Raw genomic sequence first — 13,078 nt, forward strand, 5'->3', positions numbered from 1 at the left:
AAAGCATCGCGGATCAATTGAATCTGATCGGTCGGAATGGTTTGGCTTACAAAGGCCTCGTATCGACGACGCCGCTCCATCGAGGTATCACCCAAGGCAAGGAAACATGGATCAGCATCTAACCAGCGGCTATCAGGCTCATCACTTATGCGGCTTCGATAGCTCGACCATTCATAGTCCGCGACACCGGCGACCATGTGAGCGCGTACAGGATTCAATTCAATGTAACGACTACAAGCAAGCAAGTATGAATCCGACTGCACCACACTGGATTTGTAACGACTTTCCCATAACGTGCCCGAACGCCCTTCCAGTCGATTTCGATAACGTGTTGCACGAGCCGCTAGCGCTTTCATTAACTGCCCCAGCCCAGCGACCGACTCCCCCGGAGCCAGCAACAAATGAACATGATTTGTCATCAGGCAATAGGCATACACCTTCACCCCAAAAGCATCCTTTAGCTCACGCAGATCCGAGAGATACCGTCGATAGTCCTCCGCCCCTGCAAATACCACTTGCCGGTTATGGCCGCGCTGCACTACATGATGCGGGTAATTCGGTAAAACAATACGTCCCATTCTGGGCATATCTGACTCCTCCATCCGTGGAAGTCTTCAGCGTAGCAGAGAGATCGAAAAATAAATCTGTCCCCTTTTTTCTTGTCCCCTTTCCCAAGGAAAACTCAGACAAATAAAATGTCTAACCTGTCGACCCGCCATGAAATCAGCTTCCCCTCAAGGAAACCAAAGTCCGCCAGCAAAATCTCATCACAAAAGGTCAACCCACTACAGCACAAACAGCCATCCTTCAACTCGCCGATAATACTGTATGAATAGCCTGAGCCTTCCCTAAGGACTAAGGGTGTAACATGAGAAACCTCTTGAACAATATACTCATCAAAAACCATGGGCAGCAACTCTGCGCGATACACTCGCCCCACCTCAAGTTGATAGGGAAGATAGCTTGCAAAGCAGGTAAGCCGCTGACCACACACCACAATCGAGACTTCTTCTTCTACTTCTGAATTGACACCATCAAGCAGCACTGAATAAATCATGGAACAGGCCTTATAGCTTTATCTTTAGGGTTGCCATTCAACATCTTCCAAAAACTTTTACCACTTTCCACATGAATTGTAGTGATAGCACCATCAGAATTAGTTCCTACAAATCCATACTTCGCATCTCCACGGGATGAATTACCCATGAATTGCACGTAACCAGTTCGCATTTCGCCCTTGTACAGATACTGAACTTTATCCCCGCCTTGCATAATGTCCTTGCCCACCTGCAGATATTCGGCAGACGATTTTGTCCCAAATTCAGTCCCGTGTTTTTCAAAGTGACCAATCAGCTTTGCTTCATCAGCAAAATTAGCCGACCTCACATTTACAGGCCCTTTCGCAGCTAGTCCACTACTAAAGTCCACGACGCCATCTACAAGCTGCCCGTTAACAGTCGTCGTTCCTGAACCAGAGAGCTGTCCACTATACGGGCCTTCAGAGCTAGTCCAGGCAGGCGTACCGGTCGGACCTTTTCCACCCGCTAACGCAGCCTCGTCCGCATTCTTAACAAGGATAGCACCACTCTCTCCAAGACCAATCAGACCCTGCAGAGAATTCCCGATGCCTCTTACAAACTGACCTAAGCTGAAAACGGACATCAGCAGCGCCGCCTTCTGCTCCACGTCGAGCCTAGATGCTTCAGATTCCGTCAGGCTATACAAATCATCTCGTAATTGAGGTGCTCTGGAAAACATGTAGCCATCGATGAATGCGATTGCCTCGGGTTTGACCCCATCTATACCCTTACCATGTTCACCCTCCACGCGCATGGCATTAACCACGTCCTCGACAGAGAGAGCGGAAAAATCAACGCCTAGGTCACACTCCAGGGGATTGGATCGGCATTGCTGCAGCGCCTCTTTTGCTATTTTTTGCGCAGCGCCTTCGTGAAGATAGTGGTTGTATTCGGTCGCACTGCCCGCAATATCAGCTCCGAGCTGAAGATCCCCGTTCCCTGCAGCTGCCGCCAGCACGCCTGTTAACTGCGAGAGCATTTTGTGAATATCTTCATTACCGCCCGCGATGCTTGAGAGCTGGTTCACCAACGCCTCATTAAGCCCAGCCGCTGCGGCACCAGTGGCAAACTCGCCTCCCGCAGCTTGCGATAACAAACCGCCCATAAGAGCGTGAGCCAAAACTTTCTGAATGCTCCCATCGGGAAACTTAACGGTACCGCCGACCCAATTAAACCCCGTGGCCATCGCCACACTGCCAGCCTCCCCCGCCAACGCCGCACCCAGGTTGTCACCAAAACTGCCCCCACCAATGGCAGTCGAGATGCCGCTGGACAGCACAGCACGGCCCCCTGTCCGTATCGCAACGTCGGTGAAGTTATTGCTGGTCAGCAGGTTTGCGGACTTCGACCCTTGCGATGCGGCAGCGAACCAATTGTCGTCCGCGTAATTGAGTACGCCAGCTGTCACCCCGGCAATTGCCGCCCCCTTCAAGCTATCGGCGCTGAACGTTTCCTTAAACGCAGCCCCCAGATTGCCCTTGTTATTGATAGTGCTGGTCACCGCCGTAGTCGCCAGACTGGTGGCGAAGGCGCCCCCAGCGCCAGCGCTTACCACGCCCAGGCCTGCCGGGCCCATAACGACTGACATCATGATCGCAATGATCAACTGCGAAGCAGGCCCCAACCCGGAGTTGCTGTACTTGAACGACTCGTGAATCTCCTTCACTTGCCGCCAGTCCACATCCCCCCGCGCTTCGGCTTCTTTCAGCCAGGCGAGTTTCGGATCCGCCTTGACCATTGCATCAATGGATTGGCTGACCGTTTCCTTATTGACCTGCCTCACATCGATCTGCAGGCCATCAACGGCTTTGATCATGATGCTGCCAGCGGCCACCATCTGGGTCTGGCGCAGGGTTTCGTCGGTGTTGCCCTTGCCTTTCGACGAGGTCCAGAAGGCATCATCATTACTTTTGGTGTGGCTCTCGTCATGCAGATCCTTCACACCCTCAAAGGTAATCGCACCACCACTCTGCACAGTCAGGTCAGCCCCACTGTTCAACTTGGCAGCCTGATACCGCTGGTCATCCCCACTGACCAACGTCAGGTCGCCCCCGGTGGTGATCTCGCTTCCCACGTTCGTGACCTTGGTCACCTCGTCATGCTTGGTCTGCTTTTTCCCCCAGCTGCCTTTTTTCTTCTTGTCGTACAGCGAGTAATCACTGTCCTGCGCGGCCAGCACGTCGAGGTTCTCGCCTGCCACCAGATAGGCCTCATCACCCGCACTAATGCGGCTTGAGATAAGCGCCATGTCTTTCCCGGCGCTCAAATCCACATCGCCGCCCGCCGTGATAGCGGACATGACTTGGCTGACATGGTCTTCCTGGCGGGTCACTTTCTTGCTTTTGGACAAAGAATGCTCTTCATCCGCCGCCGAGCTGATGCCGAGGTTCTGCGTCGCGTCCATGGCAATGTCACGCTTGGCATCGACCTGACTGGCGATGACGTTGATGTCTCGTCCTGCCTGGGCTGAAAAGTCTCGCCCGGCGTCGAGAGTGGCACTCAGTTGTTTGATATCACTGCTGTTGTGTTTGCGGTCGCGGAAGTCGCTGTTGGTGACCTGCATGGACGAGATGTTCACGTCCCGGCCGGCGTTCAGTTTCATGTCGCGGCCGCTTTGCAGTACACCGCCGGCAACGTTGATGTCTTCCCCGGTGCCTATCGTGAGGTCATTCGCCGCCTCGATGCGTGCGGCACTGTCGGCATAATCGCGATGCTGGGTGCCGAAGCGGGTGCTGTTGTCGGAGGACGTGAGGGTTCGTTCAACGAGCACGTCTCCGGTGAGCGCCGTGATGTTCACGTCGCGACCGGTGATGATCCCGCCGGACTTGTTGACGATGTTGTTAACCGCCAATACGTCCAGGCGATTACCTGCCTCGATCAGGCCGCTGTTGACCAGGTCTTTGCCTGCGGTTGCCGACAGGTTGTTGGACGCACGCAAGGTGCCGACGTTATCGAGGTTCTGGCCGGCGATCAGCGTCACGTCCTTGCCGGCGATCAGCGCACCGGTAGGGCCGAGACGGCCTTCGACCTGGGCCAGGTAGAGCACCGGCACCAAGACTTTTTCGCCGTTCACTTCGTGCTCTTCGAGCCAGACGATGTCGTGGGTCAGCGCCGCGACTTGCTCTGAAGTCAGGGTCACGCCCACCGACAAACCGAGTGCCTGTTTGCTGGCGATGGCGTTGTTCATCAGGTACTTGAACAAGCCTTCGTCGCTGGTCTGGCCGTCGATGAAGCGCTGGCCGGTGCGGGCGACGACGGCTTGCTGGATCAAGCGTTGCTCATAGAGGCCATCACCCAGGCGTTTGGCGCTCTGGTCCGGGTCGTAGCCGAGGTTTTGCAGCAGGTAGTCCGAACTCATGAACGACTTGAGTTCGGTGAGCACGGAGTTGGTTTCGATCAGGTATTTCTGTGGGTTGGTTTTGAACGAGGTGTCCGGCACACCTTGGACCCGCGCAACCGTCTGGCTGGAGACTGGGGTAGCGACTGCGTTACCTACCAACGGGACGACTTGGGTCGTCGGGGCCAAGCTGCCACCGGTGACATTCACGGTCCCGACCTGAGCCGTCGCGCCGGAACCACTGTTGCGGCTCGGCGTTGGCAGGGTGTGGCCGTCATTTTCTACGGGAGCACTGACATTGAGCGCACTGGCGCTCACGCTGTCGTTGGCGGCTTGGCGAGTGATCAGGGCCAGTTGCCGATCACTGGTGTCCACTGCAGCGATATCGCCTATCCGGACGCTACGAGCCTGGGTATCAGGCAGGTCTTGTTGGCGCTGGGCGGTGCTGATCGAGGCGCTGCCCATGCTCCAGTTCTGCGAGCCGGTGCTAGCCTGGGTGGCTTGTTGAGCCGAGCCGCCCTGCCCGCTTAAGCGGAACAGGCCGTTTTGCCCAGAAGGGAGACTGAAGCCGGGAAGTGAGAGGGGATTGATTTGTTGTTGGGCCAAGTCCGGTGGGAGTTGGCTGTTCAGGGTGACGACCGTGGTTTTGCCGGAACCTGACGCTGTGGTAGCGGCGGTACGTGTCGAAGCTGAGATGCCCGTTGAGAATGGACGCTCGACACCGTTGGTGATTTTGTTTGTTGCGGTGATGGAAACGTTGCCGCCGGCTTGGATGATGGCGGGGGCAAAGCTGTCAGATGAGGTGGAGGAAACAACTACCTGATCGAATGGAGTAGCATCTTTTATGAAACTGGGTAACGGAGTTCGAATACCGGTCGAATATTGGGAATCGCCAAACTTGATCTCTGGAAGCCTCTTGTCTCCATTACCTCCGAGTCTGATGATAATGGGGCCAAATCGCTGATAATATTCCTTCTCAAAGGGCTTTGCGCCTTCCTGCGCTCTCTGGGAATAGATAACGGACTCCTCACCTGATCCATTCCAAAAATGCATACCACCAGCATATTCGGCATCATTATAGGTGTTGTAGTCGACGAGCTCGGCCATCTGATTATAAGTGGCCGTATAGTAAGAGTAGTATTCTTTACTGACGTAATCCCCCAGAGCAGAACCCGAATTTTCAAAACCATCTGTAGAAATATCTATATTGCCAACCGCCGACACCGAGGAATTGGAATTGGAATTTAAAAAGGATCCACCCTTGATGACTAAATTACCTGAAGAGCTCAACGAAGCAGCTTTTGAGGTGCTATCTCCAGCGACAGAAACTTTGTATTTTTGTTCAAATACGTAATAGGAGGCGGGCTGCCGTTCATCCATGAAATGTCGAGGGAGCGAATCACAGCTATAGCAACCAAATCCTATTGCCGAAGAGTACAGCTCCGCCTCAGTCTTAAAGTCCCCACGCTTATTAATAATCGAATCCGCATTAATAGAGAAGTCTCGACCGCTCTCCATCGTGCCCGAATCATTCTCCATTAACGCCGAGCGCCCTCCTTGGTCATTCAGCGCGACATCAATGTCGCCCAGCGCATAAACGTCCGATTTACGGTTGGTAAAACTTCCAACCCGCAACTTCATATCGGCACCGCTGAACAGAAAGCCGCCCTGATCGTTCAACAATGTCGATGCTGTCACCTTCAAGCCTTCCGCACCGGCGACCGTGCCATAGTTATTGAAAGTGCTCGCATTGATATTCAACGCGCCAGCTGAGGTAAGTCGCCCGTAATTGGTCAGGTTGCCCAGACCACCGCGCCCGCCAATCGTTGTGGTGCCACCGCCGGTAATACTTGCCACGCTGCTCAAGTCGATAGCAGCGGCATCCACCGCCATGTCGCCGAGGCTGGTGGTCCGGCCATTCCCGCTATATCGACCGGTTAGCTGCAACCCCATGCCACGATCACTGGCAATCAGCCCATCATTGCTCCAGTTCCCTCCACTACCCACCAGGCTGGTAGAAGCCAACAACTGCCCACTCCCGGTCTGAGTCAAATTATTCACATTAACCGTCAGCCGCCCCGCCTGGATCACGCTGCTGTTGGTCCAGTTGTCAGCAGTCAGCGTCAGCCCACCCCGCGTGGCAATGCTGCCGCCAGCGTTGGTGAGGTTGGCAGTGGAGATATCAAAGACGCCGCTGCCCACATGCAACAGGCTGCCGCCCTGGTTCTGGAAGTTCGCGGCATTGAGGGTCAAGTCACTGTTGGCGGTTTCCAGCGTGCCGTTGCGGTTATCGAACAGCCCTCCAATCTGGAAGTCGGTCTTGCCGCTGCCACCCAACGCCCGCAACTGCCCGGTCTGGTTATCAACGCTCGCCGCCTTGATCGCCAGGGTGCTGTCGCTCTCGATGATGCCCAACCGGTTGTTCAACGCGCCGGTGAGGTTGAGATCGATCTGGCTGCCAGCGATCTGGCCGTCGTTGTCGCCGCTGTTGTCGAAATCGTTGCCGGTGACGTTGACCTTGCCTTTGGCGTAGAGGCCGCCGTTGCGGTTGTCAAAGTTGCGGGTGGTGACGGTGGCGTCGCCGGTCTGCGCCGAGATGCGCCCGCCGTAGTTGTCGAGGCCGCCGAGTGCGATCAGGTTCAGGCGCTGGGCCTGGGTGATGCCGCCCTGGCGGTTGTTGTTCAGGTCGTAGCCGTTTTTCAGCACGCCGCTCAGTTGCGTGGTGAGCAGGCCTTGCAGGCTGGCGAGCACGCCGCCTCGGTTGTCGAGGTTGCGGGCGACAACCATCAGGTCGCCGGTCTTGGCCTGGAGGCGGCCGCTCTGGTTGTCGATGTCGTTGGCGACGGTCAGGGTCATGGCGCCCTGGCTTTGCACGGTGCCCTTGCCGTTGGTGAAACTGGCCGAGTCAATTTGCACGCCGCCGTTCTGGCTGTAGACCAAGCCATCGGCGTCGTTCTGCACGGTGCCGGTGGCGGTCAGGATGAGCTGATCGTTGGCCGCGACGGTGCCTTTGTTACGGTTGTCCAGGCCAGTGGTGAGCAAGGTCAACAAGCCCTGGCTGGCGATCTGGCCGCCCTGGTTGTTGATTTGCGTGGCGCGTTCCACCCGCAGCGGGCCGACGCTGGCGAGTTTGCCGTTGGTATTGGTCAGGGCGCCGAGCAGGTCGAGGGTCACGGCGGCGTTGCCGATCAGGTTGCCGCCGCTGTTATCCAGGGTGGTACCGGTGAAGCTCAGGGCTTTTTGCGCATTGACGGTACCGCCGAGGTTGCCCAGGGTCATGGCGTTCATGACCAGGATGGCACCGCTGTCGATCAACCCACCTTGGCCGTTGTTGAGCAGACCGCCGGTGACGGTCAGGGTCTGGTCGCTGCCGCTGGAGAGGATCCCGCCGTTGCTGTTGTCCAGGCTGGCCGCGCTGACGGTCATTTTTTTCTGGCTGGCCAGGGCCCCGGCGCCGCTGTTGAGCAGCGCCCCACTGAGGGTGACGCCGACGTCGCCATTGCGGCTGGAGAGCGTGCCGTTGTTGCGGTTGTCGAGGCTGGTGCCACTGACATTCAGCCCTTGCCACCCGGAGATCAGGCCGTTCTGGTTGACCAGGCTGGTGCCGTTAAGCGTCAGGTTCTGGCTGCTGATCAGCTTGCCGCCGCTGTTATCGATCACCTGGCCGCTGAGGTTGAAACCCTGGCTGCTGGAAATTTCGCCGCCCTGGTTTGCAAGGTTGCGCAGGCCGTTAACGGTCAGTAAACCTTTGGCGGTGATCAGGCCGTTACGATTGTTCAGGTCATGACCGCCGAGGTTCAGCGTGACGGCTTGCTCGCCCAGCAGTCGGCCACCATTTTGCGTCAGCGTCGCCAGGGTCAGGTTCAGGTTGCCCTTGGCGGACACTTCACCGCCGTCGCTGGAATCCAGCGAGTGGGCGCCCAGGGTGAGGTCACCTTGGGCATTGATCAGGCCGTTGGCGCTGTTGTTCAGGGCCATGGCATCGAGGAGCAAAGCGCCGCCTGCCAGCACGCTGCCGCCCTGGTTGTTCAGATCGCCGCTGTTGAGTGTGAGCCGTTGCGCGGCGCTGATCAGGCCTTGGGCCTGGTTGTCCAATTGCTGATCAACCGTGAGGTCGAGGTTGCCGCGACTGGTAAGCGTACCGCCGTTGTTGTTCAGGCTTTGCGCCTGAGCATCCAGGGAGGCCGCGCCGATCAGGCCCTTGACGTTGTTCAGCGCCTGGGCGATGCGCAGGGTCAGGCCCTGGTTGCTGAGCAACCGGCCGTCGTTGTTGGTGAGGTTTTTTGCCGCCAGGGTGAAGGCCTGGGCGCTGGAGATTTCGCCGCCCTGGTTGTTCACGCCGTTGAGGTTTTTCAGCAGCAGCGTGCCGGGGGCATTGATCAGGCCGCCCTGGTTGTTGAGCTGGCCGTTGTTGATGTCCAGGCTCAGCGTGGTGTTGCTGAACAGCTCGCCGCCTTGCTGATCCAAACCGGAAACCGAAGCGGTCAATGCGCCTTGGCTGCCGATGCGACCGCCGTCCTGGTTGGTGACTTGACCGGCCTTGAGGTTCAGCGTGGCGCCGCTGTTGAGAAGGCCCTTCTGGCTGTTGTTGAAGGCGCCTGTGGTGACAGTCACCGCGCCTTTGCCGCTGATGTTGCCCTGCTGGCGGTTGTCCAGCGCTGTGCTGGTGAGCAGCAACGCGCCGTCGGTGACCAGTTCGCCGCCCTGGTTGTCGAGGCGGCCCAGGCTTTTAACGGTGAGGTTCGAGGCGCTGGACAGGCTGCCACCGGTGTTGGTCAGGTTGGCGGCGCTGACGTCCAGCGTGCCTTCGCTGGTGAGTTGTCCCTGGGTGTTGGTCAGGTCGCCACTCAGGTCGATGCGCTGGTTCTGCTGGCTGACCAGGTAGCCGCCGCTGTTGTCCAGCGAACCGCCATCGAGGCTCAGCTGCGTCTTGGCACTGAGCAGGCCTTTGCTACGGTTGAGCAGTGTGTCCACGGTGAGTTTCAGCGTTTGCCCGGCGAATACCTGGCCGCTGTCGCTGTTGTCGAGTTTCTGGCTCACCAGCGTGATGCCGGTGTTGCCGCTCAGCTCACCACCACGGTTGTCGAGGTCGTCAACGTTGATATCCAGCGCTTTTGTCGCGCCGATCAAACCGGCCTGACGGTTGTCGAGGCTGGCGGCTTTCAGGGTCAGGTCGGTGGTGCTGACCAGCGTACCTTGGCGGTTATCCAGCGCAGTGACGGTGGCGTTGAGCCCGGCTTTGCCGGCGATGCTGGCGGCGCGGTTGTCCAGGCGATCAGCGTTCAATACCAATGCGCCGTCGGCAATCAGCGAGCCGCGCTGGTTATCGAGCAGTGCATCGACGTTCACATCGAGCTGATTGCGACTGCTGATCAAACCATCGCTGTTGTCGAGGCTGGCGCTGTGACTGTCCACGGAGGCGGCGGAGATGATCCCTTTGGCGTTGTTCAAGGCCTGCACCGTTTTCAGGATCAGGCCTTGATTGCTGAGCAGTTTGCCGCCGCTGTTATCGAGGTTCCGCGCCGCGAGGGTGAATGCTTGCTGGCTGGAAATTTCTCCGTTCTGGTTGTTGACGTCCTTGAGGTTGCTCAGCAACAACAGGCCCGAAGCGTTGATCAGGCCGCCCTGGTTGTTCAACTGGCCCTGGTTCATGTCCAGCGTCAGACTGGTGTTGCTGAACAGCTCGCCTTGCTGCTGATCCAGCCCGGTGACCGAGGCGCTCAGGGCCTGGCTGCTGGCGATGCGGCCGGCGGCGTTGTTGACCTGGGTGGCAGTGAGCTTGAGGGTGTTGCCCGAGGTCAGGCGCCCGCCTTGGTTGTTGCTGAACACGCCCGTGCTGACCTGGGTGGCGGCACTGCCCGAGATCAGGCCTTTCTGGCTATTGTCCAGGCTGGCGCTTTTGAGGGTCAGGCCGGCATCGGTGCTGATGGAGCCGCCCTGGTTGATCACCTCACCTGCACTGACAATCGACAACGCACCGGCGCTGCCCAGGCTGCCGGCGGCGTTGTCGAGGCTGCCGGCGTTGACGCTCAGTTCACCTTCGCTGCTGATCAGGCCCTGGCCATTGAGCAGTGCGTTATCGAGGGTAATCACCAGGCCGTTGAGGCTGTTGAGCGTGCCTGCGGTATTGTCCAGCGTGCTGCCGCTCAGCGTCATGCTGCCTTGGGCGTGGATCAGTCCCTTGCTCTGGTTGATGAGCTGAGCCACTTTCAATTCGAGATCAGTGCCGGCGATGAGTTTGCCGCCGCTGTTGTCCAGCCGCTGGGCGCCCACTTTCACGCCCAGGCCACCGGACAATTCACCTGCGCGGTTGTCGACCTGTCCGACCTGCACATCCAGCGCTTTTGTGGTGCCGACCAAGCCGCCGTTGCGGTTATCAAGCGTCTTGCCGGTCAGGCTCAAGTTGCCTTGGGCCACCAGCGCACCACCTTGCTGTTGCAAGGTGTCGATGTGGGCGGTGAGATCGCCCTGGCTGGAGATGCGACCGAGGCCGTTCTGCACTTCGCCGTACGTCAAGGTCAGTGGCCCGACACTGGTCAGCAAGCCGCCGCTGTTGTCCAGCCGCACGCCCTCGACGTTGACGCTGGTCTTGCCGGCGAGGACGCCGTTGCTGCGGTTGTCCAGTTGATCGACCCGCAACTGCAGCGCCTTGTCGGCGCGCACGCTGCCGCCACGGTTGTCGAGCGCAGCGCTGCGCAAGGTCAGCAGGTCCTTGCCGGTCAGGCGACCGCCACGGTTGTCGAGGCTGCCGGTTTGCAGGTCGAGCGCGCCCTTGGCGATCACTTCGCCCAGGTTCTGATTGTCCAGCAGGCCGTTGATGCGCGCGCTCAAGGTGCCGTCGCTGATCACCTGCCCACCGTTGCTGTTGTTCAGGCTGGCCGCCTGGACGCTCACCACCTTGCCCGAACCGAGTACGCCGTTGCGGTTGTCCAGTGCTCCGCCAAGGGTGATGTTCAGGGCGTTGTCGCCCAGCACCTGGCCGTTGGCGTTATTCAGCGCCATGGCGCTGAGCCGGGTCAGGCCAGCGCTGGACAGTTCACCATCCGCGTTAGTCAGCGCTCCATCCACGTTAGCAGTCAGGTCGGCGCTGCTGCTCAAGGCGCCACTGCTGTTGTCCAGGCTGGCGGCACGCAGTTCAAGGCCATTGGCCGAGATCAGCCCTTGGGCGTTGTTCAACGCCTGGGCGATGATCAGGTCGAGGCTCTGCTTGCTGATGATCTTGCCAGCGCTGTTGTCCAGGCTCGCGGCGCTCAGGCTGAAGGCCTTGTCGCTGGATACCTCGCCCGCGCGATTGTTCACGGCGGCCAGGTTATTGAGCAGCAGCGCGCCGGGGGTACTGATCAGCCCGCCCTGGTTATTCAACTGCCCATGGTTGAGATCGAGGGCAAGGCTGGTGTTGCTGACCAGTTGGCCGTTCCGTTGCTCCAGCCCCATGATGCTGGCACTCAGGGCCTTGGCACTGGCAATACGGCCGGAGGTGTTGTTCACCTGGCCTGCCTTCAATAGCAGCGTGTCGCCGCTGACCACGCTGCCGCCCAGGTTGCTCAGGGCGGCGGCGCTGTCGATGTTCAACGCACCGACGCTGGTTAGCTGACCGGCATCGTTATTGATCCCTGCGGCTTTGACGCTGGCGACGGTGTCGCTTTTCACGCTGCCTTGGGCGTTGAGCATCTGCCCGTTCAGGGCCAGGTTCAGCCCTTGCCGGGCATAAAACGACCCCTGGCGGTTGTCCAGTTGCCCGGCGTTGACTGCCAAGGCGCCTCGGGTGGAAATCAACCCCTGGCTCTGGTTGGTCAGGCGTTCCAGGGTCAGGCGCAGGTCGCCGTAGGCAATCAGCTTGCCGCTGTTGCTGTTGTCCAGCTCGGTGCCGGTCAGCGCCAGCACGCCCTGGCTCGACACTTCACCGCCACGGTTATCCAGTTTGCCTATGTTGAGATTGGCGGCCTGGGTAGCGGTGATGACGCCACTCAGACGGTTGTCGAGACTCGCTGTGTTGAGGGTCAACAGACCGGCCGACGACAACAACCCCGCCTGGTTGAGCAACTGCGCAGAAATGCTCGCGGTGAGCGCGCCGTCACTGATCAGGCGACCGGCGGAGTTATCCAGGGACGTGACGGTCAACTGAGCGCTTTGACCTGCGGCAAGACGCCCTTTCTGGTTATTCACCTGGCCGCTGGCATTGATGTCCAGCAATTGGCCGGCACCCACCAGCCCCGCCACGTTATCCAGCGAGGCGACGCGCAAGGTGACGTTACCCAAGCTGCTGAGCTGGCCGCCATTGTTGTTCAACTGCCCGACGTTGGCCGTCAGGGTGCGGCTGGCGGTAATGGTCTTGCCGCTGTTGTCGAGATTCTGCGCGGTCAGGCTTACATCGCCCGTGACATTGCGGGTGTTATCGGCATTGACCCCGGCCTCGATGATGCCGTTGTTGGTCAACTGCCCAGCGCTGGTCAAGCTGATCTGATCGCGCGCGGCGATGTTCTGCTGCACGTCCAGCGCACCGCTGGTTTGCACGTTGACGCTGGTGCCATAGACCGCGCCTTGCACGTTGGCGCTGGCCGCCTTGACGTTGACCGCGCCCGTGGCCGAGGTATCGGCCAGGCTCAATTGCCCGTTGGCGTCGAGCTGGATATCCCCACCACTGGCGATCAGCTTGCCGTCG

Annotated in this window: 2 protein-coding genes and 1 pseudogene; all 3 read right to left on the minus strand. The window is 58.9% G+C overall.

All coding sequences use genetic code 11. The annotated features are described in order from the left end of the window. On the minus strand, nucleotides 1–587 hold a 587-nt coding region (locus J7E36_RS24695; protein WP_215008914.1), incomplete at its 3' end, for a transposase. Nucleotides 588–682: 95 nt separating this feature from the next. Continuing rightward, nucleotides 683–1,057 (minus strand): hypothetical protein, encoded by a 375-nt coding sequence (locus J7E36_RS24700; protein ID WP_215008915.1) that lies wholly within the window; start codon nucleotides 1,055–1,057, stop codon nucleotides 683–685. Nucleotides 1,058–2,871: 1,814 nt separating this feature from the next. Next, nucleotides 2,872–13,078, minus strand: a pseudogene (locus J7E36_RS24705) (adhesin); the annotation flags it as partial.

Source organism: Pseudomonas fluorescens (assembly GCF_018614775.1).
GTDB lineage: Bacteria > Pseudomonadota > Gammaproteobacteria > Pseudomonadales > Pseudomonadaceae > Aquipseudomonas > Aquipseudomonas fluorescens_BY.

Excerpts from the sequence above, each read along its gene's own strand:
- J7E36_RS24700 (WP_215008915.1), bottom strand. The coding sequence starts at position 1,057 with ATGATTTATTCAGTGCTGCTTGATGGTGTCAATTCAGAAGTAGAAGAA.